The 23,300-nt window shown below is 73.8% G+C and carries 22 protein-coding genes; all 22 read left to right on the top strand.

What is annotated here, in order from left to right; translation table 11 throughout:
* The first annotated feature begins 41 nt into the window (after positions 1 to 41).
* Positions 42 to 3,626, top strand: coding sequence for a chromosome segregation protein SMC (smc, locus tag OG218_RS04895; RefSeq protein ID WP_328292077.1), 3,585 nt, complete (start codon positions 42 to 44; stop codon positions 3,624 to 3,626).
* 113 nt (positions 3,627 to 3,739) lie between these two features.
* Positions 3,740 to 3,985 (top strand): hypothetical protein, encoded by a 246-nt coding sequence (locus OG218_RS04890; RefSeq protein ID WP_328292076.1) that lies wholly within the window; start codon positions 3,740 to 3,742, stop codon positions 3,983 to 3,985.
* A gap of 37 nt (positions 3,986 to 4,022) precedes the next feature.
* Positions 4,023 to 5,195, top strand: a complete 1,173-nt coding sequence (ftsY, locus tag OG218_RS04885) for a signal recognition particle-docking protein FtsY (RefSeq protein WP_328292075.1) — start codon at positions 4,023 to 4,025, stop codon at positions 5,193 to 5,195.
* Between the two features lie 225 nt (positions 5,196 to 5,420).
* The gene (locus OG218_RS04880) at positions 5,421 to 6,758 is read left to right on the top strand and encodes an ammonium transporter (RefSeq protein WP_328296217.1); all 1,338 of its coding nucleotides are present in this window, start codon (positions 5,421 to 5,423) and stop codon (positions 6,756 to 6,758) included.
* Entirely contained in the window at positions 6,755 to 7,093 is a 339-nt protein-coding gene (locus tag OG218_RS04875; RefSeq protein ID WP_328292074.1) for a P-II family nitrogen regulator, read from the top strand. Before OG218_RS04880 ends, OG218_RS04875 begins: the two co-directional genes overlap by 4 nt.
* Positions 7,094 to 7,162: 69 nt before the next feature.
* Positions 7,163 to 9,526, top strand: coding sequence for a [protein-PII] uridylyltransferase (locus tag OG218_RS04870; protein ID WP_328296216.1), 2,364 nt, complete (start codon positions 7,163 to 7,165; stop codon positions 9,524 to 9,526).
* A gap of 22 nt (positions 9,527 to 9,548) precedes the next feature.
* Positions 9,549 to 11,114 (top strand): signal recognition particle protein, encoded by a 1,566-nt coding sequence (gene ffh, locus OG218_RS04865; RefSeq protein WP_328292073.1) that lies wholly within the window; start codon positions 9,549 to 9,551, stop codon positions 11,112 to 11,114.
* Entirely contained in the window at positions 11,111 to 12,178 is a 1,068-nt protein-coding gene (locus OG218_RS04860) for an amidohydrolase family protein (RefSeq protein ID WP_328292072.1), read from the top strand. Before ffh ends, OG218_RS04860 begins: the two co-directional genes overlap by 4 nt.
* A gap of 167 nt (positions 12,179 to 12,345) precedes the next feature.
* Positions 12,346 to 12,744 carry a 30S ribosomal protein S16 gene (gene rpsP / locus OG218_RS04855; RefSeq protein ID WP_328292071.1) on the top strand — a complete coding sequence of 133 codons (399 nt, stop codon included), beginning with the start codon at positions 12,346 to 12,348 and terminating at the stop codon, positions 12,742 to 12,744.
* A 4-nt stretch (positions 12,745 to 12,748) separates the two neighbouring features.
* Positions 12,749 to 12,988, top strand: coding sequence for an RNA-binding protein (locus OG218_RS04850; protein WP_328292070.1), 240 nt, complete (start codon positions 12,749 to 12,751; stop codon positions 12,986 to 12,988).
* A gap of 82 nt (positions 12,989 to 13,070) precedes the next feature.
* Complete coding sequence (gene rimM, locus OG218_RS04845; protein WP_328292069.1) at positions 13,071 to 13,595, top strand: ribosome maturation factor RimM; 525 nt, start codon at positions 13,071 to 13,073, stop codon at positions 13,593 to 13,595.
* Entirely contained in the window at positions 13,592 to 14,431 is an 840-nt protein-coding gene (trmD, locus tag OG218_RS04840; protein WP_328292068.1) for a tRNA (guanosine(37)-N1)-methyltransferase TrmD, read from the top strand. Before rimM ends, trmD begins: the two co-directional genes overlap by 4 nt.
* Positions 14,432 to 14,565: 134 nt before the next feature.
* Complete coding sequence (gene rplS, locus OG218_RS04835) at positions 14,566 to 14,919, top strand: 50S ribosomal protein L19 (RefSeq protein ID WP_011981971.1); 354 nt, start codon at positions 14,566 to 14,568, stop codon at positions 14,917 to 14,919.
* Positions 14,920 to 15,069: 150 nt separating this feature from the next.
* Positions 15,070 to 15,729, top strand: coding sequence for a signal peptidase I (lepB, locus tag OG218_RS04830; protein WP_328292067.1), 660 nt, complete (start codon positions 15,070 to 15,072; stop codon positions 15,727 to 15,729).
* On the top strand, positions 15,726 to 16,466 hold the full coding sequence (gene lepB, locus OG218_RS04825; RefSeq protein WP_328292066.1) for a signal peptidase I: 741 nt from the start codon (positions 15,726 to 15,728) through the stop codon (positions 16,464 to 16,466). Before lepB (OG218_RS04830) ends, lepB (OG218_RS04825) begins: the two co-directional genes overlap by 4 nt.
* A complete protein-coding gene (locus OG218_RS04820) occupies positions 16,463 to 17,254 on the top strand; it encodes a ribonuclease HII (protein WP_328292065.1) in 792 nt (263 codons plus the stop codon). The genes lepB (OG218_RS04825) and OG218_RS04820 overlap by 4 nt, the downstream gene beginning before the upstream one ends.
* A 7-nt stretch (positions 17,255 to 17,261) precedes the next feature.
* Positions 17,262 to 17,588 carry a DUF2469 domain-containing protein gene (locus tag OG218_RS04815; RefSeq protein WP_011981967.1) on the top strand — a complete coding sequence of 109 codons (327 nt, stop codon included), beginning with the start codon at positions 17,262 to 17,264 and terminating at the stop codon, positions 17,586 to 17,588.
* A 248-nt stretch (positions 17,589 to 17,836) separates the two neighbouring features.
* Positions 17,837 to 18,196, top strand: coding sequence for a YraN family protein (locus OG218_RS04810; RefSeq protein ID WP_328292064.1), 360 nt, complete (start codon positions 17,837 to 17,839; stop codon positions 18,194 to 18,196).
* Entirely contained in the window at positions 18,196 to 19,749 is a 1,554-nt protein-coding gene (locus tag OG218_RS04805; RefSeq protein WP_328292063.1) for a YifB family Mg chelatase-like AAA ATPase, read from the top strand. The genes OG218_RS04810 and OG218_RS04805 overlap by 1 nt, the downstream gene beginning before the upstream one ends.
* Positions 19,746 to 20,933: a DNA-processing protein DprA gene (gene dprA / locus OG218_RS04800; RefSeq protein ID WP_328292062.1), complete on the top strand. Its 1,188-nt coding sequence runs from the start codon at positions 19,746 to 19,748 to the stop codon at positions 20,931 to 20,933. The genes OG218_RS04805 and dprA overlap by 4 nt, the downstream gene beginning before the upstream one ends.
* Before the next feature lie 109 nt (positions 20,934 to 21,042).
* Positions 21,043 to 22,212, top strand: a complete 1,170-nt coding sequence (locus OG218_RS04795) for an RtcB family protein (protein ID WP_328292061.1) — start codon at positions 21,043 to 21,045, stop codon at positions 22,210 to 22,212.
* A 67-nt stretch (positions 22,213 to 22,279) separates the two neighbouring features.
* Entirely contained in the window at positions 22,280 to 23,221 is a 942-nt protein-coding gene (locus OG218_RS04790) for a tyrosine recombinase XerC (RefSeq protein ID WP_328292060.1), read from the top strand.
* The last annotated feature ends 79 nt before the right edge of the window (positions 23,222 to 23,300 follow it).

Genomic DNA, 23,300 nt, shown 5'->3' with positions numbered 1-23,300 from the left:
CTGCGCGGATCACGGGGCCCGCCTCGTTAGGCTCCTGCCCTGTGCACCTGAAGACCCTCACCCTCAAGGGGTTCAAGTCGTTCGCCTCCGCGACGACGCTGCGACTGCAGCCGGGGATCACGTGCGTGGTCGGCCCGAACGGGTCGGGGAAGTCCAACGTGCTGGACGCCCTGACCTGGGTGATGGGGGAGTCCAGCGCGAAGAGCCTGCGCGGCGGGAAGATGGAGGACGTCATCTTCGCCGGCACGACCGGCCCGGAGGGTCGCTCCGCCCTCGGCCGCGCCGAGGTCAGCCTGACGATCGACAACAGCGACGGGGCGTTGCCGATCGAGTTCGCCGAGGTCACGATCACCCGGACGATGTTCCGCACGGGTGGTTCCGAGTACGCGATCAACGGCCAGACCTGCCGTCTCCTCGACGTCCAGGAGCTGCTCTCCGACTCCGGCATCGGTCGCGAGATGCACGTCATCGTCGGCCAGGGGCAGATCGACGGGGTCCTGCACGCCTCGCCGGAGGAACGCCGCGCCTTCATCGAGGAGGCCGCGGGGGTCCTCAAGCACCGCCGCCGCAAGGAGAAGGCGTTGCGCAAGCTCGACGCCATGGAGGCCAACCTCACGCGCGTGGCCGACCTCGTGAGCGAGATCCGTCGTCAGCTGAAGCCGCTGGGGCGTCAGGCCGAGGCGGCGCGGCGGGCCCAGGTCGTGCAGGCGGACCTGCGTGACTCGCGGCTGCGGCTGCTGGCGGACGACCTCGTGCAGGCGAGCAGTTCGCTGCGGCGCGACGAGCAGGACGAGGCGGCGCTGAAGGCGCGCCAGGCCCAGGTCGAGGCCGACCTGACCGAGGCCGCGCAGCGCCTCGACGCCGCGGAGAAGGCCGCCGCGGCCGCCGCCCCGGACCTCGCGCGCGCCGTCGAGACCCACCACCGGCTGCAGTCGCTCGCGGAACGGCTCAGGGGGGTGCAGGCGCTGGCGGCGGAACGACTCCGGCTGCTCGCGAACGAACCCGAGGAGCAGACCGGACGGCGCGACCCGGAGGAGCTGCAGGTCTCCGCCGACCGCGTCCGGGCCGAGGAGGCCGAGCTCACCGCGCAGGTCGCCACCCACCGCGCCGCCCTCGACGTGGTGCTCGCCGCCCGGGCCGAGGCCGACGCGGCCGCGCGGGCCGAGGATCAGCGGGTCGCGGCCGCCCTGCGCGCCGCCGCCGACCGCCGGGAGGGACTGGCCCGCCTCGGCGGCCAGGTCGCCGCCCGCACCAGCCGGGTCGAGGCCGCCGAGTCGGAGCTGGAACGGCTCTCCGGCTCCCTCGCCGACGCGGAGCGGCGCCGCGAACGCGCCCAGGCCGAGTTCGCGACGCTGGAGACCCAGGTCGCCGGGGTCGAGGAGGGCGAGGAGGGTCTCGACGCCGAGTACGAGCAGGCCGCCGAGCAGCTGGAGACCGCGGAGGCCGCGCACGAGAGCGCCCGCACGGAGCTGTCGGCCGCCGAACGCGAGCGGGCGACCTGGGCGGCCCGCAAGGAGGCGCTCGAGATCGGGCTCTCCCGCAAGGACGGGACCGGGGCGCTGCTCGCCGCCGGGTCGGCCGTCTCCGGGGTGCTGGGCTCGGTCGCCGCGCTGCTGGGCGTCCGCAACGGTTACGAGCAGGCGATCTCGGCGGCCCTCGGGTCCGCTGCCGACGCCGTCGCCGTCTCGACCCCCGCGGACGCGGCACGGGCCATCGCCCACCTCAAGGACGACGACGCCGGCCGGGCCGGGATGCTCGTCGCCTCCGCCGGTTCGTCCGACTGGGGTGCCGTGACGGTGCCGGGTGCGGAACCCGCGATGACCCTGGTCACCGCGCCGGCCGACCTGCACCCCGCGCTGGTCCGGCTGCTCGGCGACGTCGTCGTCGTCGAAGACCTCGCTGCGGCGCAACGGGTCGCGGAGTCCCACCCCGACCTCGTCGCCGTCACCCGCGACGGCGACCTCCTCGGCGCGCACCTCGCCGCCGGGGGGTCGCGGTCGGCCCCGAGCCTCCTGCAGGTCCAGGCCGCCGTCGACGAGGCGGCCGACGCGCTCTCGGCCGCCGAGCACCGCGCCCAGCGGGCGCAGTTCGCGCTGCAGCAGGCGCAGCGCGACCGGGGCACCGCGACCGAACGCGTCGAGGCCACCCTGGACCGCCTGCACGACTCCGACGCCCGGATGACCGCGGTCGCGGAACAACTGGGCCAGCTCGGCTCCGCCGTGCGATCGGCTGCGGCGGAAGCGGACCGCCTCCGCGCGACGCGGGCGCAGGTCGGCGAACGCCTCGCGGGCGACCGGGCCGAACTCGCCGAGCTCACCGAACGCTTCGAGGCCGCCTCGGCGGCCCCGGAGGACGACGGTGACGTCACCACCGACGAACGCGACCGCCTCGCCGAGGTCGCCCGCGGGTTCGGCGCGACGGAGACCGAGGCCCGCCTCACCCTGCGCACCACCGAGGAACGCGCCCGCGCGCTGGCCGGGCGGGCCGACGGCCTCGAACGGCAGGCCAGGGAGGAGGTCGCGGCCCGCGAACGCGCCGCCGTCCGCCGGGCCCGGCGCGCCGAGCAGTCCCGCGTCGCCACCCGCGTGCGCGAGGGGGCGGCCAGGGCGCTGGTGGTCTGGGAGACCTCCGCCGCCGAGGCCGCGACCCTGCGCGCCGCTGCGGAGGCCGCGCGGGCGAGGTTCGAGGAGGAGGTCACCGGTGCCCGGCGGACCGTCGGGTCGCTGAAGGACGAGCAGCAGCGGCTGGGTGACTCCCGCCACGCCGACGAGGTCGCCCGCGCCCAGCAGCGCTGGAAGATCGACCAGCTGCGCCAGCGCGCGCTGGAGGAGCTCGGCACCGACCCCGACGTCCTGGTGCAGGAGTTCGGTCCCGACCAGCTCGTCCCGCCGTCGGCGCCGGCCCCGGGGGACCCCGAACCCGAGACGGAACCCGCACCGCGCCCCTACGTCCGTTCCGAGCAGGAGAAGCGCCGCCGCAGCGCCGAACGGGCGCTCTCCCAGCTCGGGCAGGTCAACCCGCTCGCGCTCGAGGAGTACGCGGCGATGGAGGAACGCCACCAGTTCCTCGTCACCCAGTCCGACGACCTCAAGAACTCGCGCAAGGACCTGCTCGACATCGTCAAGGAGGTCGACGAGCGCGTCGAACGCGTCTTCTCCGAGGCCTTCGCCGAGGTCGCCGAGCAGTACGAGCAGGTGTTCCCCCGCCTCTTCCCCGGGGGGGAGGGCCGCTTGGTCCTCACCGACCCCTCGAACATGCTGACCACCGGCATCGAGGTCGAGGCCCGCCCGGCCGGCAAGAAGGTCAAGCGGCTGTCGCTGCTCTCCGGGGGTGAGCGCTCGCTCGCCGCGGTCGCGATGCTGGTCTCGATCTTCCGGGCGCGCCCCAGCCCCTTCTACGTCCTCGACGAGGTGGAGGCCGCGCTCGACGACGCGAACCTCTCGCGGCTCATCACGCTCTTCGAGGAACTCCGGGCCTCCAGCCAGCTGATCATCATCACCCACCAGAAGCGGACGATGCAGATCGCCGACGCCCTGTACGGCGTGACCATGCGCGGCGACGGGATCAGCACCGTGGTCAGTCAGCGGATGCGCGAGCCCGCACCCGCCGAGGTCTCCGTCCGGTGACGCCCCGGTGAGCATCTGGTCACGGGGCGGCAACGTTGGGCGCGTGGAGTGGTGCGGGCGTGACGCACGGGGCACGCTGGGCGGGTGAAGATCCGGGTGGTGGTGCTCTCGTGGTGACGACTCTGCTCGTGACGTTCGCCCTGACGGTGGGGCTCGCTCTCGTGGTGCTGCTCTCGGTGGCCGCGCCGACCATGCGCCGACGAGGGAGCCGGCTCATCGCCCGCATCGACGCCTGGGCGGGTCGCGTGCTGCCCGTCGTGCGCCACCACCGGGAACGCGTCGCCGTCCGGGTCGCCGAACGCCTGGAGGCCCAGCGCCGCCACCAGGGCGAGGAACGCCGCACGGCCCGAGCGCGCTGACGGGTGGTGGCCCCGGCGTCTGGGAGGATCGACGCTCGTGGACACCTGGGAAGTCATCATCGGCCTGGTCGTCGTCATCGCCCTCGGGGGCGTGGGGGCGGTCGTGGGCCTCGTCCGTCCGCGCAGCCGGCGACGCTCGCTCCCGCCGCGCCCCGGTCGCCAGCCGGGCCTGGACGAGGACGAACCGCTCCCCGGGGTCGGCGACGACGCCGAGTTCCCGCGCGACTCCCCCTCCCGCGCGGTCGACACCGTCGACCTGCCCGACGGGCCGCTCGCCGAGACGCCCGAGCCGGCCCTCGGCCGGCTCGTCCGCCTGCGCGGACGCCTCTCCCGTTCCAACTCCGCCCTCGGTCAGGGACTGCTGGCGCTGCTCTCGCGCGACACCCTGGACGAGTCGACCTGGGAAGAGGTCGAGGAGACCCTCCTGGTCGCCGACATCGGCTTCGGCCCGACGACGGAGATCGTCGACGCCCTGCGCGAGCGCGTGAAGGTGCTCGGCACCCGCGAACCCGCCGCGCTGCGCGAGATGCTGCGCGCGGAACTGCTGAAGGCCGTGGGCACCGACGTCGACCGCAGCCTCAAGACCACCCGGCACGACGGCCGCCCGGCCGTGATCATGGTCGTGGGCGTCAACGGCACCGGGAAGACGACCACCGTCGGCAAGCTCGCCCGCGTGCTCGTCGCCGAGGACAAGGACGTCGTCCTCGGCGCCGCCGACACCTTCCGCGCCGCCGCGGCCGAGCAGCTCGCGACGTGGGGCGACCGCGTCGGGGTCCCGACCGTGCGCTCGGACAAGGACGGCGCGGACCCCGCCTCCGTCGCCTTCGACGCCGTCAAGCAGGGCATCGACACCGAGGCGGACGTGGTGATCGTCGACACCGCCGGGCGACTGCAGAACAAGGTCGGGCTGATGGACGAGCTCGGGAAGGTCAAGCGCGTCGTCGAGCGGCACGGACCGGTCGACGAGGTCCTGCTCGTCCTCGACGCGACCACCGGGCAGAACGGACTGCGCCAGGCGGCGGTCTTCTCCGAGGTCGTCGACGTGACGGGCATCGTGCTGACCAAGCTGGACGGGACCGCCAAGGGCGGCATCGTCGTCGCGGTCCAGCGCTCGCTCGACGTGCCGGTCAAGCTCATCGGGCTGGGGGAGGGCGCGGACGACCTCGCGCCCTTCGACCCCGAGGCGTTCGTGGACGCGATCCTGTCCTGATCGTGAACCGGTGACAGCGTGGTCACGGTGGGGTGACGAGGGGCGACCGGGGACGTCCGCGTAACGCGATGTTCACACCGGCCCCGCCCTCGTCACGTGCCCGAAACACGACGCGCGAAGGTCTGTAACGCGGGAACGTCACGGTGGAGCCGCTCCCAGCCGCTGCGAAGCGGCCGTCCCTGCTCCCCGCCGGCTCCGCCGGCCTCGTGGAAGGCCTTGTTGCCCATGGATACCGGTGACACCGCCTGGGTCCTCACGTCCGCGGCCCTCGTGCTGCTGATGACCCCCGGTCTCGCGCTCTTCTACGGCGGCATGGTCCGCGCGAAGAGCGTCCTGAACATGATGATGATGAGCTTCGGCGCCATGGCCCTGATCGGGGTCCTCTGGGTGCTCTACGGCTTCTCGATGGCCTTCGGCAACGACGTCGGCGGCGGCCTGCTCGGTGACCCGTTCGAGTACTTCGGCCTCAACGGCCTCCTCGGCGCCGACCACCTCGTCGGCACCCTGCCGGCCATGGCCTTCGTCGCCTTCCAGTCCGTCTTCGCCATCATCGCCGTCGCCCTGATCTCGGGTGCGATCGCCGACCGCGCCAAGTTCGGCGCCTGGATGGTCTTCGCCGGGGTCTGGGCCACGATCGTCTACTTCCCCGTCGCGCACTGGGTGTTCGCCTTCGACGACGTGGTCTCCGCCACCGGCGGCTGGATCGCGAGCCGCGGGGTCATCGACTTCGCCGGTGGGACCGCCATCCACATCAACGCCGGTGCCGCGGGCCTGGCCCTCGCCCTCGTCCTCGGCAAGCGCCGCGGGTTCGGTCGCGACCCGATGCGCCCGCACAACCTGCCGCTGGTCATGCTCGGCGCCGGTCTGCTGTGGTTCGGATGGTTCGGCTTCAACGCCGGATCGGCCACCGCCGCCAACGGCACCGCGGCCGTCGCGTGGGTCAACACCCTCGCCGCCACCTGCGCCGCCATCCTCGGCTGGCTGCTCACCGAGAAGGTCCGCGACGGCCACGCGACCTCCCTCGGTGGGGCCTCGGGTGCCGTCGCCGGCCTCGTCGCCATCACCCCCGCCTGTTCCGCGCTGAACCCGGTGACCTCGATCGTCGTCGGTGTCATCGCCGGTGTGCTGTGCGCCCTGGCGGTCGGCCTGAAGTTCAAGCTCGGCTTCGACGACTCCCTCGACGTCGTCGGCGTCCACCTGGTCGGTGGCCTCTGGGGCACGATCTCCATCGGCTTCTTCGCCACCGCCGACGCGCCCGCCGGGGTCGACGGCCTGCTCTACGGCGGCGGGGGTGGCCAGCTGTGGAAGCAGTTCTACGCCGCCGTCATCGTCATGGTCTTCTCCTTCGTCGTCACCTGGATCATCGGTACGGTCATCAACAAGACGATGGGCTTCCGCATCGACGAGGAGGACGAGGTCACCGGCATCGACACCGTCGTGCACGCCGAGTCCGGCTACGACTGGGGCACCCTCACCGCGGGCGGTGGCCGGGTCATCGGCTCGCCCTCCAGCCCGACCGACGCCCGCCACTCCTCCACCGGATCCTCGGAGGTCTCCGCATGAAGCTCCTGACCGCCATCATCAAGCCGCACAAGCTCGACGACGTGAAGGCCGCGTTGGAGTCCTACGGGATCCAGGGCCTCACGATCTCGGAGGCGTCCGGGTTCGGCCGCCAGCGGGGTCACACCGAGGTCTACCGCGGGGCCGAGTACACCGTCGACCTCGTGCCCAAGGTCCGCGTCGAGGTCCTCGTCGACGACGTCGACATCGCCGACATCGTGGAGGTCGTCGTCAAGAGCGCCCAGACCGGGCGCATCGGTGACGGCAAGGTCTGGACCCAGCACGTCGAGGACGTCGTGCGCGTGCGCACCGGCGAACACGGCCCCGACGCGCTCTGACCCCTGACCCAGCGGCACGGAGGAACCACCTGATGAACCCGTCTCGGGCAGGTCGGCGTTAGCGCCGACCTGCGCACCGAGCGACTCGCGCTGGCGGTGCGGGCGGGCAGACCCGGCCCGCACCGTCGCGCCGAGCTCGTCGAGCTCGTGGAGTCCCGGTTGCGCGACGTGTGGGCGGACGCCCTGGCCCCCCTGGCCCAGGACGCGCCCGAACTGCTCGACGACTCCTCCGGGGTCGCCCTGGCCTGCGTCGGTTCGCTGGCCCGCGGCGACTGCGGCCCCGCCAGCGACGTCGACCTCGTGCTGCTGCACGACGGCCGGCGCCTCCCGCGGGGCGACGTGGCCGCCCTCGCGGACCGCGTCTGGTACCCGCTGTGGGACCAGGGGCTGCGCCTGGACCACTCCGTGCGCACCGCCAAGGAGTGCCGCGAGGTCGCCGCCGCGGACCTCGCCGCCGGCACCGGCCTGCTCGACCTGCGCGTCATCGCCGGCGACGGCGGACTCGTGGCCCGCACCCGCGGGCACCTCCTCGACGACTGGCGTGGCGGGGCCCGCCGGCGCCTGCCCCAGATCCTCGACGGCCTCGCCGAACGCGCCGCGCGCTTCGGTGAGCTCGCCTACCTCCTCGAACCGGACCTCAAGGAGGCCCGCGGTGGTCTGCGCGACGCGATCACCCTGCGCGCGCTGGCCGCCAGCTGGCTCACCGACCGCCCGCACGGCGCGGTCGACGAGGCCCACACCGTCCTGCTCGACATCCGCGACGGACTGCAGACCTCCTCGGGTCGCCCCGGCGACCGGCTGATCCTGCCCGAGCAGGACGCCACCGCCGTCGTCTGCGGCTACGCCGACGCCGACCTGCTGCTGGCCGCCGTCGCGCAGGCCGCCCGGACCATCTCCGCGGCCGTCGACGTCACGACCCGCCGGGCCCGCCAGTCCATGCCGACCCGACGCTTCCGGGCCACCGGCAAGCGTCCCCGGCTGCGTTCGCTGGGCCACGGACTCGTCGAGCACGACGGCGAGGTCGTCCTCGGCGCCGGGGTCAGCCCCGCCGACGACGCCGTCCTGCCGCTGCGCGCCGCCGCGACCGCCGTCCGCGCCGGGCTGCCGCTGTCCCCGGTGACCCTGGAGCACCTCGTCACCACCTGCCCGCCGCTGCCGCTCCCGTGGCCGGCCTCGGCCCGCGAGGCGATGCTCGAACTGCTCGCCGCCGGGTCCGCGCAGGTGCCGGTGTGGGAGTCGCTCGACATGGTCGGGCTCGTCGAGGCGTGGATCCCGCAGTGGACGGCGATCCGCAACCGCCCGCAGCGCAACGCCGTCCACCGCTGGACCGTCGACCGCCACCTCATCGAGACCGCGGTCAACGCCCAGCCCTTCCTGCGCGAGGTCGAGCGACCCGACCTGCTGCTGCTCGCGGCGCTCACCCACGACCTCGGCAAGCTGCCCGGGGTCCAGGACCACTCCCGCCGCGGCGCGCCGCTGGCCCGGGCCGTCGCCGAACGCGTCGGGCTCGACGCCGAGGACGCCTCCGTCGTCGAGCGGCTCGTCGCCGAGCACCTCACGCTCGTCGACCTCTCCACCCGACGCGACCCCGACGACCCGCAGACCGTCGCGGCCCTCGTGGCCGCCGTCGACGGCAAGGCCGAGACCCTCAAGCTGCTGCGGGCGCTCACCGAGGCCGACGCGCGCGCCGCGGGCCCCGCGGCGTGGTCGCCCTGGCGGGCCCGCCTCGTCGACGACCTCGTCGCCCGCGCCCGCAAGAGCCTCTCGGGGGAGGAGGCGCCCGGTCCGGCGCCCTTCGACGAGGCCGAGCAGGCACTCGCCGCCGCCGTCGCGCGCGACGGGGAGACCCGGGTCACCGTGCGCGAGGTCGACGGGTTCTTCGTCGTCACCGTCGTCACCCCGGACCGGACGGGGGTCTTCGCCGACCTCGCCGGCCTGCTCGCCGGGCACCGCTTCCTCGTCCGCTCGGCGCTGGTGCGGACGCTGGAGGGCGTGGCCGTGGACTCCTGGTGGGTGGAGTCGCCCAGCGGCGATCCGCCGTCGGCGGTCCTGCTGCGCCAGAGCCTGGACCGGATCGTCGGCGGGGACGTCACGCTCCTGGACCGGCTCGCCGCCCGCGACGCGCAGACCCCGAAACCGGCCGGCGGGGTGCGTTCGCTCGTCGCGCACCCGCGGATCGTCATCCTCCCCGGTGCCTCCGAACGGGCCACGGTGCTGGAGATCCGGGCCGCGGACCGGCCCGGACTGCTGCACGCCCTCGGGCGGGCCCTGGCGGAGGAGCAGATCGACATCCGTTCCGCCCACGTCGCGACCTACGCCGCGCAGGCCGTCGACGTGCTCTACCTGGCCGAGGCCTCCGGCGAGCGGCTCTCCCCGCCCCGGGTGGCCATGGCGATCCGGGCGCTGTCCGACGCGGCGGAGGTCCCGGGCTAGATCCGACCGTTAGGCTGTGGGCGTGTTCGCCACGCTCTCCGACCGTCTCACCGCCACGTTCAAGTCGCTGCGCGGCAAGGGGCGCCTCACCGAGGCCGACGTCGACGCGACCGTGCGGGAGATCCGCCGGGCGCTGCTCGACGCCGACGTCGCGCTGCCCGTCGTGCGGGAGTTCACCTCCCGCATCCGCGAACGCGCCCTCGGCCTGGAGGTGCAGCAGAACCTCAACCCGGCCCAGCAGGTCGTCAAGATCGTCAACGAGGAGCTCATCGCCATCCTTGGTGGCGAGACGCGCCGGCTGCGGTTCTCCAAGAACCCGCCCACCGTGATCATGCTCGCGGGGCTGCAGGGCGCGGGGAAGACGACGCTGGCCGGCAAGCTCGGTCGCTACCTCAAGCAGAACGGCAACCGCCCGCTGCTCGTGGCCTGCGACCTGCAGCGCCCCAACGCCGTCAACCAGCTGCAGATCACCGGTGAGCGCGCGGGTGTGGACGTCTTCGCGCCCGAACCCGGCAACGGCGTCGGCGACCCGGTCTCGGTGGCCCGCCAGGGGCTCGAGCACGCGAACCACCACCACTACGACGTGGTCGTCGTCGACACCGCGGGCCGCACCGGTGTGGACGCCGAGATGATGCAGCAGGCCATCGACATCCGGGCCGCGGTCAACCCCGACGAGGTCCTCTTCGTCCTCGACGCGATGGTCGGCCAGGACGCCGTCGCCACCGCCGAGGCGTTCCGCGACGGGGTCGGCTTCGACGGGGTCGTGCTCACCAAGCTCGACGGTGACGCCCGTGGTGGTGCCGCGCTGTCGGTGCGCCAGGTCACCGGCCAGCCCGTCATGTTCGCCTCCACCGGCGAGAAGCTCGACGACTTCGAGATGTTCCACCCCGACCGGATGGCCTCGCGCATCCTGGACATGGGTGACGTCCTCAGCCTCATCGAGCAGGCCGAGAAGGCCTTCGACGCCGACCAGGCGCAGGCGATGGCGGCCAAGTTCGCCGCCGACGAGGACTTCACCCTCGACGACTTCCTCCAGCAGCTCAACGCGGTCCGCAACATGGGGTCGCTGAAGAAGATGCTCGGGATGCTGCCGGGGATGGCGCAGATGCGTCAGCAGCTCGACGCCTTCGACGAGCGCGAGTTCGACCGCATCGAGGCGATGGTCCGCTCGATGACCCCGCTGGAACGACGTCAGCCGAAGATCATGAACGGTTCGCGTCGCGCCCGCGTGGCCGCCGGGTGCGGGCAGACGACCTCCTCGGTCAACGACATGCTCGAACGGTTCGGCCAGGCGCAGAAGATGATGCGTTCGCTGCGCAACGGCATGGCCGGCGGGACGGGCATCCCCGGGATGCCGGGCATGGGTGGCGGTGGCGCCTCCAAGAAGCAGAAGGCCCGTGTCGCCGCGGCCAAGGGCAAGAAGGGCAAGAGCGGCAACCCCGCCAAGCGCGCCCAGCAGGAGCAGGAGGCCGCCACCAAGGCGGTCAGCGCGCCCGGGTCCGCGTTCGGGATGCCGGACCCGGAGAAGGGTTTCGACCCCGCCGACCTGAACCTGCCGAAGGGGTTCGACAAGTACCTCGGCCAGTGACCCTCCACCTCACCGGGCCGATCCTGACCGGCCCGGACGAGGTGGTCGGACAGGCGTGGGTCGTGGGGGACCGGCTGACGTTCTCGAAGCCCTCCGGGGTCGCGACGACCGTCCCCGGGTGGGTCCTCCCCGGGATGGTCGACGCGCACTGCCACGTCGGGATCGGGCCGCACGGGCAGGTCCCCGACGAGGTCAGCGAAGCCCAGGCCCTCGCCGACCGGGCCGTCGGTGCGCTGCTGCTGCGCGACGCCGGGTCGGCGTCGGAGACCCGCTGGATCGACGACCGCGAGGACCTGCCGCGCATCGTCCGCGCCGGTCGGCACCTGGCCCGCACCCGCCGCTACCTGCGCGGGCTGGCCCACGAGATCGAACCCGAGGACCTCGTCGAGCACGTGCGGGTCGAGGCCCGGCGCGGCGACGGCTGGGTCAAGCTCGTCGGGGACTGGATCGATCGTTCGACGGGTGACCTCGCGCCCTGCTGGCCGGCCGACGTGCTGGCCGCGGGGGTCGCGGCCGCCCACGTGCTGGGCACGCGGGTGACGGTCCACCAGTTCGGTGCGGACGGCGTCGAGGACCTGCTCGACGCGGGGGTCGACGGGATCGAGCACGGGACGGGGCTCCCGCCAGACCTCCTGGGCCGGGTCGCGGCCGCCGGGGTGGCCGTGGTGCCGACGCTGGTGAACATCGCGACGTTCCCCGGGATCGCCGACCGCGGGGCCGCGAAGTTCCCCCGCTACGCGGCGCACATGCGCGCGCTGCACGCCCGTCGCCACGACAACGTCGCCGCGCTGCACGAGGCGGGGGTGCCGCTCTTCGTCGGGACCGACGCAGGCAGCGTCCTGCCGCACGGGCTGATCGTCGACGAGCTGCACGAGCTCGTCGCGGCCGGTCTGTCGCGGACCGCGGCCCTGGACGCGGCGACGTGGTCGGCCCGGTCCTGGCTCGGGCACGACTCCCTCGTCGAGGGCGCGAGCGCCGACCTCCTGGTCCTCGACGGTGACCCCAGGACCGACCTCGGGGTGCTGCGCCGACCGCGGGTCGTGCTGCGCGGTCGGCTCGTCTGACGGGCGCCCTGTCGTGGGGCCTCTGTTCCCTCTGGCACAATGGCGGTGCACTCGTTCGTCCAGGGACCCTCTCACCCGGGACCTACGCGTCCATGAGTTGCACCGCTCGGCGTCCCCACACCGAGGGGTTCCGCTCAACACACCAGAACCGGGAGACACCCCACACCGTGGCTGTCAAGATTCGCCTCAAGCGCATGGGCCAGATCCGCGCGCCGTTCTACCGCGTCGTCATCGCCGACTCGCGCAACAAGCGCGACGGTCGCTCGATCGAGGAGATCGGGCTGTACAACCCGATGACCGACCCCTCGACCATCGAGATCAAGTCCGAGCGCGTCCAGTACTGGCTCAGCGTCGGCGCCCAGCCGACCGAGCAGGTCGCGGCGCTGCTCAAGGTCACCGGCGACTGGCAGAAGTTCAAGGGCCTGCCGGGCGCCGAGGGCACCTACCGCGTCCCGACCCCGAACACGAAGCCCCCGCGCATCCCCGGCGGCGGTACCGCGAAGGTCGTCGAGACCCCGGCCGAGGCGCCCGCCGCCGCTGCCGAGACCCCGGCCGAAGAGTCCTGAGCCCGTGCTCGCGGACGCTCTCGAGCACCTGGTGCGCGGCATCGTCGGGCACCCGGACGACGTGAAGGTGACGTCGAAGACGTTGTCTCGCGGTGCGTTGCTCGAAGTTCGCGTGCACCCCGACGACCTCGGCCGGGTCATCGGCCGGGCCGGTCGGACGGCCAAGGCCCTGCGCACCGTCATCGGTGCGCTGGCCGGCGGCAAGCCGGTCCGCGTCGACCTCGTCGACGTGGACAAGCGCTGAGCTGAGCACCACCCGCAGCGCCGGGGTCGCCACGAGCGACCCCGGCGCTGTCTGCTTTCCCCCTTCGAGTCAGGAGTTCCAGGTGGAGTACGTCGTCGCCCGCATCGGGCGACCGCACGGTGTCCGCGGTGAGGTGACCGTCGAGGTCCGCACCGACGACCCGGACACCCGGTTCGCGCCCGGCGCGGTCCTGCGCACGGACCCCGACCGCGGGCCGCTGACGGTGGCGACCGCGCGCTGGCACAACGGCACCCTGCTGCTGACCTTCGTCGAGGTCGAGGGCCGGACCGGGTCGGAGGCCCTGCGCAACACCCGTCTCGTCGTCGACCTCGAGGACGAGGCCGACCCCGAGGACGACGCCTGGTACCCCCACCAGCTGCAGGGTCTCGCCGCGGTGACCATGACCGGCACCCCGCTGGGCACGGTCAAGGACCTGCTCACCGGCGGTGCGCAGGACGTCCTCGTCATCACCGGGACCGACGGCCGCGACGTCCTCGTCCCCTTCGTCACCGCGCTCGTCCCCAAGGTCGACGTGAAGCGCGGCAAGGTCCTGCTGTCCCCGCCGGGCGGGTTGTTCGTCGAGCTCCCGGGGGAGCCCGAGGAGTGAGGCTGGACGTCGTCACGATCTTCGGGGAGTACCTGCAGCCGCTGCAGCTGTCCCTCATCGGCAAGGCGCAGGCGGAGGGTCTGCTCGACGTCCGGGTCCACGACCTGCGCGAGCACACCCACGACCGTCACCGCACCGTCGACGCACCGCCCTACGGTGGCGGCGCCGGTCTGCTGATGAAGCCCGAGCCGTGGGGCGAGGCGCTCGACGCGATCCTCACCGACCCGCCGGAGGGCGCCGACCCGCGCGGCCCCGTCCTCGTCGTCCCCTCCCCGGTGGGGGAGGTGTTCAGCCAGCGCGCGGCCGTCGAGCTCGCCGCCGAGCCGTGGCTCGTCTTCGCCTGCGGCCGCTACGAGGGCATCGACGCGCGGGTCGTGGAGCACTACGGCACCCGCATCCGGGTGCGCGAGGTCTCCCTGGGCGACTACGTCCTCAACGGTGGCGAGGTCGCCGTCCTGGCGATCACCGAGGCCGTGGCCCGGCTGCTGCCCGGGGTCATCGGCAACGCCGCCAGCCTGACCGAGGAGAGCCACGCCCCCGAGCACGACGGGCTGCTGGAGCACCCCGCCTACACCAAACCCGCCTCGTGGCGGGGGCTGGACGTGCCGGCGGTCCTGGCGGGCGGCAACCACGGCGCGGTCGACCGCTGGCGACGCGACGAAGCCCTGCGCCGCACCGCGACCCGCCGTCCCGACGTGCTGGCCCGCCTCGACCCCGCGCGCTGCGACCGGCGCGACCTCGTCGTCCTCGCCGAGCTCGGCTGGACCCCCGGCGATCACGGATTCCAGGTCGAGCCCGCCGCTGTGGCAGACTGGGTCGACACCAACGAGCCGTGACGGCCGGTGACTGCTGCCCTCGGGCAGCGGAGGGTGCGCCTGCCACAGGGGGCGAGCCCCGCCGGAGCACCCGTCACGGGACCAGATGCCTGTAGCGATGACCTGTGGCGTCACCAGGGGAAGTGAGTACCACCATGAACCTGCTCGACAACGTCGACGCGGCCAGCCTGCGCACCGACGTCCCGGACTTCCGCGCCGGCGACACCCTCAACGTCCACGTCAAGGTCGTCGAGGGCAACCGCTCCCGCGTCCAGGTCTTCAAGGGCATCGTCATCCGTCGCACCGGCGGCGGCATCCGTGAGGCCTTCACCGTCCGCAAGGTCAGCTTCGGCGTCGGCGTGGAGCGCACGTTCCCGCTGCACACCCCGATCATCGACAAGATCGAGGTCGTAACCCGCGGTGACGTGAAGCGCGCCAAGCTCTACTACCTGCGCGACCTGCGCGGCAAGGCCGCCAAGATCAAGGAACGTCGCGAGCCCCGCGGCTGACCTCAGCAGCAAGCACCCGAGCCGGGTCCCGCTCTCGCGGGGCCCGGCTCGTGTCGTTCGGGGCGGGGCCCCGTCACGGCTGACTACAATCGCCCAGCCGCCTCGCTGACCCCTGCGACCGCGGTGACGACCCCGCCAGGCAGGAGCTCCGTGACGACCACCCAGCCGCCCCAGACGAGCGGGCGGCAGCGCTCCCGGGGAGGTCGGGCCGTCCTCGTGCTGGCCATCGCCCTGCTGCTCGTCCTGCTGGTGCGCACGTTCCTGGTGCAGACGTTCTCGATCCCCTCCGACTCGATGCGGTCCACCCTCGAACCGGGGGAACGGGTCCTGGTCTGGCGCGTCGACGCGGCGGACGTCCAGCGCGGCGACGTCGTCGTCTTCGACGGCACCGGGACCTTCAACGACGCGCCGCCGGACCCCCAGGGCCTGGCCGCCGTCGGCGCGGCCGCCGCGGGGCTGCTCGGGTTCCGGCCCGGCGAGTCCGACTACGTCAAACGCGTCATCGGGCTGCCGGGGGACCGCATCACCTGCTGCGACGCGCAGGGCCGGCTACTGGTCAACGGGGTCCCGCTCGAGGAGCCGTACCTCTACCCGGGGGACGCGCCCAGCGAGCTCCCCTTCGACATCGAGGTCCCCGAGGGCAGGCTGTGGTTGATGGGTGACCACCGCAGCGACTCCGTCGACTCCCGCTCGCACCTCGGCTCGCCCGGTGGTGGGACGGTCTCCGTCGACGACGTCATCGGGCGCGTGGTCGCGGTCACCTGGCCGTTCGGCTCCCTCGGGACGGTCGCGCGGGGGAGCGGCTCGTGACCGCGGACCGCGACGCCGTGCAGGACTCGGCACAGCGCCCCCCGGGCGCGCCGCGTTCCGCGGTCGGTGGGGTGCTCGCCGCGGTCAAGGAGGTCGTCCTGGTCGTGGTGGTGGCCCTCGTGGTCTCCCTCGTCGTCAAGACGTTCCTGCTGCAGGCCTTCTTCATCCCGTCGATCTCGATGGAGACGACCCTCGACGTCGGTGACCGGGTGATCGTCAGCAAGCTGACGCCGGGACCCTTCGACCTGCACCGCGGGGACGTCGTGGTCTTCGCCGACCCGGGGGGCTGGCTCGACGAGACCGCGCCGACCGAGCGCGGGCCGGTCGGCACCGTCGTCGCGAAGGCCCTGACGTTCGTGGGTCTGCTGCCCGAGGACTCCGACGACCACCTCATCAAACGCGTCGTCGGGTTGCCCGGCGACCACGTCGTCTGCGCGCCCGACGGCACGGTCACCATCAACGGCACCGCGATCGACGAGCCGTACGTCTCCTCGACGTCGCAGGGTGAGCCGATGTGCGACGTCACCGTGCCCAGCGGGAACCTGTGGGTGATGGGGGACAACCGCGCCCGCTCGGCCGACTCCCGCTACAACCAGGACAAGCCCCACGACGGCTTCGTGCCGCTCGACCTCGTCGTCGGGCGCGCCTACGCGATCGTCTGGCCGGTCTCGCACTGGGCGTGGCTGTCCACCCCGTCCGACTTCGACCAGGTCAGCGGCGAAGCGGGGATCTCGTGAGCCCCGCCGCGCCACGTCCGCGCAAACCCTCACCCTCCGTCCCGCCGTCGCTGCGTCTGGAGCGGCAGCTGCTGCGTGAGGGCCACACCCTCGTCGGGGGGATGGACGAGGTCGGCCGCGGCTCGCTGGCCGGACCGGTCAGCGTCGGGCTGCTCGTCGTCGACGCCGACACCCGGACCGCGCCCCTCGGGCTGCGTGACTCCAAGCTGCTGAGCCCCGCCGCGCGTGAGGCGTTGGCGCCCAAGGTGGCCCGCTGGGCGGTCGCCTCGGCCGTCGGGCACGCCGAACCGGACGAGATCGACGCCATCGGCATCATCGCCGCCCTGCGTCTCGCCGGCCGGCGGGCGCTGGCGCAGCTGCCGGTGCTGCCCGACCTGGTCATCCTCGACGGCAACCACGACTGGCTCAGCGACCCGCGAGACGCGTCGCTCTTCGACGAGCTCGAGGGCCCGTCCACGCTGCTGCCCTGCGCGGCGCCACCCGTGACCACCCGCATCAAGGCCGACGTGTCGTGCGCAGCGGTGGCCGGGGCCAGCGTGCTGGCCAAGACGACCCGGGACGCGGTGATGACCGCGCGCCACGAGGACTTCCCGCACTACGGCTGGGCCGGCAACAAGGGCTACAGCGCACCGGACCACCTCGAGGCGCTCGTCGTCCACGGCAGCTGCGAGCAGCACCGTCGCAGCTGGCGCCTGCCCGGTCTCGGGGCCGCCGTGCCCGCGCAGGCCGACGCGCAGGACGCGCTCTCGGACCTCACCTCCGACACCACGCTGTCGCGGAAGGCATGATGGTCCCGTGAGCGCCGAGGACCTCGAGAACTACGAGACCGAGATGGAGCTTCAGCTCTACCGCGAGTACCGGGACGTCGTGTCGCTCTTCTCCTACGTGGTCGAGACCGAACGTCGCTTCTACCTCGCGAACTCGGTCGACCTGCAGGTGCGGACGGCCGACGGCGAGACGTACTTCGAGGTCACCCTGCACGACGCGTGGGTGTGGGACGTCTACCGTCCGGCCCGGTTCGTGCGCGACGTGCGGGTGGTGACGTTCAAGGACGTCAACGTCGAGGAGCTGCAGAAGCGCGACATCGAGGTGCCGGACACCCCGGAGCTGCGCGACCGCTGAGGCGCGGGACCGCCCATCCGCGCGGTGGATGGTCCGATCCGTAACACTTCTGCCGCTGGTGCCGATGGACCGGCGAGACGCGCTCCGCTGCCGGGGGGTCGTCGGAGCGCGTCCCAGCTCCCGACGCGACGGCCGTTGACGCCGCCGTCTCCACAGGACGCCCCGCGCCGACGTTGTCCACACCGGCGTCCTGCCCGGCCCACGCCCGCCCTCCCCGGCACGCACCCTTCTCGCCGGAGGTGGTGCACGTGCGCGCGAAGGACGCCGTGGGGCAGTACGGGGAACGGGTGGCCGCCCGGCGGTTGACCGAGGCCGGGATGACGGTCCTCGAGAGCAACTGGCGGTGCCGGCTCGGTGAGATCGACCTGGTGGCGCGGGACGGGGACTGCCTCGTCGTGTGCGAGGTCAAGACCCGCCGCAGCGAGAGCGCCGGCACGGCCCTGGAGGCCGTCACCCCCGACAAGGTCGCCCGCCTGCGCGGCCTCCTCGGGGAGTGGCTCAAGGCCCACCCCGGCGTCCACCCGGGGCAGGTGCGCCTCGACGTCGTCGCGGTCACCCTCCCGCCGCGGGGACCGGCCCGGGTCCAGCACGTCCGCGGGGTGTTCTGATGGCCCTCGCGCGCTCCCTCGCCGTGGGCCTGGTCGGCCTCGACGGCCACCTCGTCGAGGTCGAGGCCGACATCTCCACCGGGCTGCCGGCCTTCGTCCTCGTCGGGTTGCCCGACGCCTCGCTGCACGAGGCCAAGGACCGCGTCCGCGCGGCCGCGGCGAACTCCGGGTTCCCGCTGCCCCAGCAACGGATCACCGTCAACCTCTCACCGGCGACGCTGCCCAAGACCGGCAGCGGGTTCGACCTCGCCGTCGCAGTGGCCACGCTCACCGCGGCCGGGGTCCTGCCGCCGGAACCCTCCGCCGAGGTCGTCCACCTCGGGGAACTCGGCCTGGACGGCAGCGTCCGCGCCGTCGACGGCGTGCTGCCCGCGGTGCTCGCCGCCGCCCGCGCCGGGGTCCGGCGCGTCGTCGTCCCCGAGGCCACGGCCGAGGAGGCCGCCCTCGTGCCCGGGATCAGCGTCCGCGGGGTCCGGTGGCTGGCCGAACTCGTCGCCGACTACCGCGGCGACCCGGCCCTGGAACTCCCGGACGCGCCGCGGGCGTTCACGCCTCCCGCACCGCGGCGTCCCGGGGGCGTCCTCGACCTCGCCGACGTCGTCGGCCAGCCCGAGGCGCGGTTCGGGCTGGAGGTCGCCGCGGCCGGCGCCCACCACCTGCTGATGAACGGTCCCCCGGGAGCGGGCAAGACGATGCTCGCGGCCCGTCTGCCGGGGCTGCTGCCCGACCTCGACGAGGAGTCCGCCCTCGAGGTCACCGCCGTGCACTCCGTCGCCGGCACCCTGCGCGGTCGGGCCGGAACGGCGCTCATCACCCGCCCGCCCTACGAGGACCCCCACCACACGGCGTCGGTGGCCTCCGTCGTCGGCGGCGGCAGTGGGATCCCGCGGCCCGGTGCGGTGTCGCGCGCCCACCGCGGGGTCCTCTTCCTCGACGAGGCACCGGAGTTCGAGGCCCGCGTCCTCGACGCCCTGCGCCAACCGCTGGAGCAGGGCGAGCTCGTCCTGCACCGCACCCGCGGTGCCGCCCGCTACCCCGCCCGGTTCCAGCTCGTGCTGGCGGCCAACCCCTGTCCCTGCGGGCGCAGCACCGGCAAGGGCCTGGACTGCACGTGCAGCTCACAGGCCCGCCGCCGCTACGCCGCGAAGCTCTCCGGCCCGCTGCTGGACCGCGTCGACGTGCAGTTGCAGGTGCAGGCGGTCACCCGGGCCGAGGTGGCCGACGGCCGCCCCGGGGAGTCGAGTGCCGTCGTCGCCGCCCGGGTCGCCGCCGCGCGCGCCGTCCAGGCGGAGCGGCTGCGCCGTCACGACGTCGCCACCAACGGCGAACTGCGCGGCCCGTTGCTGCGGGGCCCCCTGCGGCTGCCCCCCGCCGTGACCTCCGACCTCGACCGCGCCCTGGACCGCGGGGTCCTCACCCTGCGCGGGGTCGACCGGGTGCTGCGCGTCGCGTGGACCGTCGCCGACCTGCGCGGGGCCGACGCACCCGACCGCGACGACGTCGGACGCGCTCTCGCCCTGCGCGGGACCCTGATCGTCGGAGCGGGCGCGTGAACCGCCGTCCCGGTCCGGGACAGGACGCCCTCCCCGCGACGGGTCGCGTGCCCAGCGTCCTGCGGGCCGCCCTGGCGGACGAACGCCTCGCCCGCGCCACCTGGAGCCGCCTCGCCGAACCGGGTGACGCGGCCGCCGCCCACCTCGTCGCCGAGGTCGGCGCCGTCACCGCGCTCGAGGCCGTGCTCACCGGACGCGGACCCGACCGCTGGCGCACCCGACTGCCCGACGTCGACCCCGCCTCCGACCTCGCCACCGTCCGCGCGGCCGGTGGACGACTGCTCGTCCCCGGCGACGACGAGTGGCCGCAACGCCTCGCCGACCTCGACCACGACGGAACCGGCGAACGACCCCTCGGCGCACCGTTCTGCCTGTGGGTCCGCGGACCCGCGCACCTGCGCGAGGTCACCGCCCGCAGCGCCGCCCTCGTCGGCGCCCGTGCCGCCACCGCCTACGGCCAGCACGTCACCTCCGAACTCGCCGCGGGGGTGTCCGACCGGGGCTTCGCCGTCGTCAGCGGCGGAGCGTTCGGGATCGACGCCGCGGCCCACCGGGCGGCGCTCGCGGTCGACGGCGTCAGCGTGGCGGTGCTGGCCTGCGGGGTGGACCGCAGCTACCCGCCGGGCAACGCCGCGTTGCTGGCGCGTCTCGCCGAACGCGGTGCCCTCGTCAGCGAGGTCCCGCCCGGTTCCACCCCGACGCGCTGGCGGTTCCTGGAACGCAACCGGCTGATCGCGGCGCTCACCAGCGGGACGGTCGTGGTCGAGGCCGCGTGGCGTTCCGGCGCGCTCTCGACGGCGGATCGGGCCGAGCGGCTGATGCGACCCGTCGGGGCCGTCCCGGGGCCGGTGACCTCGCCCGCGTCGGCGGGCTGCCACCGGTTGCTGCGCGAGCGCGGGGCGGTCTGCGTCACCAGCGCGGACGAGGTCGCGGAACTCCTCGGCGAGCTCGGCCGGGAGGAGGTGGCCGTGCCGAGCGTCGAGCGACGGGTCTTCGACGGCCTGGACCGCGAGGAACTCCGGGTCGCGGAGTGCCTGCCGCGCCGGGGGAGCCACGGCCTGGAGCGGCTGGCGCGCGAGGCGGGCCTCGACCTGCCGCTCGTCCAGTCCGTCCTCGGCCGCCTCGAGCTCGCCGGGGTCGCGGTGCGGGACGCCGACGGCTGGCGTTCGGGGGTGGCGGGGTGAAAACCCCTGGGAACCCCGGAGCGCGGCGGGTACCGTCGATCCTCGTGCCTGGCGCGGGAATCGTTGCCGCGCAGACTCATCACCGGACGAGGAGTGGAAGGGAACCGTCGTGGAACGGCTGAACGGCAAACTGGTGAACTGGGCGTCGATCCTGGAGGAGAAGACGCGCCGGCAGGCCGAGACCGCCTCCACGATGCCCTTCGTGTTCCCGCACATCGCGCTCATGCCCGACGCCCACCTCGGCAAGGGGGCGACCGTCGGCTCGGTCATCCCCACGGACGGGGCGATCATCCCGGCGGCCGTCGGGGTGGACATCGGCTGCGGGATGATCGCGGTCCGCACCCAGTTCCGCGCCGACGACCTCGCGGGCCGGGACCTCTCGGTGCTGCGCGAGGCGATCGAGGGCAGCGTCCCGCTCTCGGCCGGGGCCGCGAACCGCGACGTCTCGGCGACCGCCCGCCCGCGGGTCGCCGAGCTCGGGGCGCTGCACCCCGACCGCGCGGAGTTCCGGGAGTCGCTGGCCCCCCGGTGGCGGACGGCGCTGGGCACGCTGGGCTCGGGGAACCACTTCATCGAGGTGTCGCTCGACGAGACCGACGCCGTCTGGCTGTTCCTGCACTCCGGGTCCCGCGGTCCGGGGAACAAGCTGGCGACCCACCACATCGCCGTCGCCCAGCGGCTGTGCGCGCAGTGGTTCATCGAGCTGCCCGACCGTGACCTCGCCTACCTCGTCGAGGGGACCCCGGAGTTCGACGACTACATCGCGGACCTGCGCTGGGCGCAGCAGTTCGCCCTGCTCAACCGCGAGGAGATGATGGACCGGGTCGCGGCCCGCCTCTCCGACTTCCTCGGGGAGGCGGTCGTGGAGCAGGAGCGGATCAACTGCCACCACAACTACACCGAGCGGGAACGGCACTTCGGCCGTGAGGTCTGGCTCTCCCGCAAGGGGGCGATCCGGGCCGACGCGGGACGACCGGGACTGGTGCCGGGATCGATGGGCACCGCGAGCTACGTCGTGGTGGGCAAGGGCGACCGGCTCTCGCTGGACTCCTCCCCGCACGGCGCGGGGCGGGAGTTCAGCCGGTCGGCGGCCCGGCGGAGGTTCACCCACGAGGAGCTGCGGGAGGCGATGAAGGGCATCGAGTACCGCGACACCGATGCCTTCCTGGACGAGATCCCGGCCGCCTACAAGGACATCGACCGGGTCATGGCCGACGCCGCGGACCTCGTGGAGGTGCGTCACACGCTGCGTCAGGTGGTGAACGTCAAGGGGGACTGAGTCCCCTGACGCGGCCGGCGCGCGTGGCGTGGTTGCACGGATCGGCCGGACGGGTGACGGTGCAGGGGTGTCACCCGTCCGCTCCGAGAGCCCCCAGCAGCTGCTCGACGCCTTCGCGGCCCACCTGCGGGCGGAGCGCAACGCGTCGGCGAACACCGTGCGGGCCTACTGCTCCGACGTGCGGGACCTGCTGCAGCTGACCGTGCCGGTCGACGACGACGGGACCCTCGACCTGACGGTGCTGGGCCTGGCGGACCTGCGGGCGTGGCTGGCGGGGGCCGCCGCGGACCACGCGCGGTCGACGCTGGCGCGGCGGGCGGCGGCGGCGCGGACGTTCACGGCCTGGGCGCACCGATCGGGTCGCCTGCCGGGGGACCCGGGTCTGCGGTTGCAGGCGCCCAAGCGGGCCCAGCACCTGCCCCGGGTGCTCGGCGCGAGCCAGGTGGCGGGAGTCCTGGACACGGCGGCTGCCGCGGCGCACGACGCTGCGCCGCAGCGGGATCCGTTGGTGCTGCGGGACAGTGCGCTGCTCGAGCTGCTGTACGCGACGGGCTGTCGGGTCGCGGAGGTGGTGGGCCTGGACACGGACGACGTCGATCTGGGGGAGCGCACGGCCCGCGTGCTGGGCAAGGGTGACCGCGAGCGGGTCGTCCCGTTCGGGGTGCCGGCGCGGGACGCGGTGCGCAGGTGGCTGGAGGAGGGGCGGTCGGGCCTGGTGGGACCGGAGTCCGGTGCGGCCGTCTTCCTCGGGCGCCGGGGCCGGCGGGTGGACCAGCGTCAGGTGCGGGCCGTGGTGAACCGGGCGACGGCGGCGTTGCCGGGGCCTTCGGCGATCTCCCCGCACGGTCTGCGGCACGCGGCCGCGACGCACATGCTGGACGGAGGAGCTGACCTTCGTAGCGTACAGGAGTTGCTTGGTCACGCTACGCTGTCAACGACGCAGATCTACACGCACGTCTCCGTGGACCGCTTGCGGAGATCGCACCGTCAGGCCCACCCCCGGGCCTGACCGTCCGGGGGAGGACCACGGTGGACTCAGGAGCGGGCCGAGAGCGTGCCACCACGCAGGAGACGGACCACAGCACCGG

Origin of the sequence: Kineococcus sp. NBC_00420 (assembly GCF_036021035.1) — a bacterium.
GTDB lineage: Bacteria > Actinomycetota > Actinomycetes > Actinomycetales > Kineococcaceae > Kineococcus.
The sequence above is the reverse complement of the archived record's forward strand: the minus strand, read 5'-3'. Positions and strand labels throughout refer to the sequence as shown.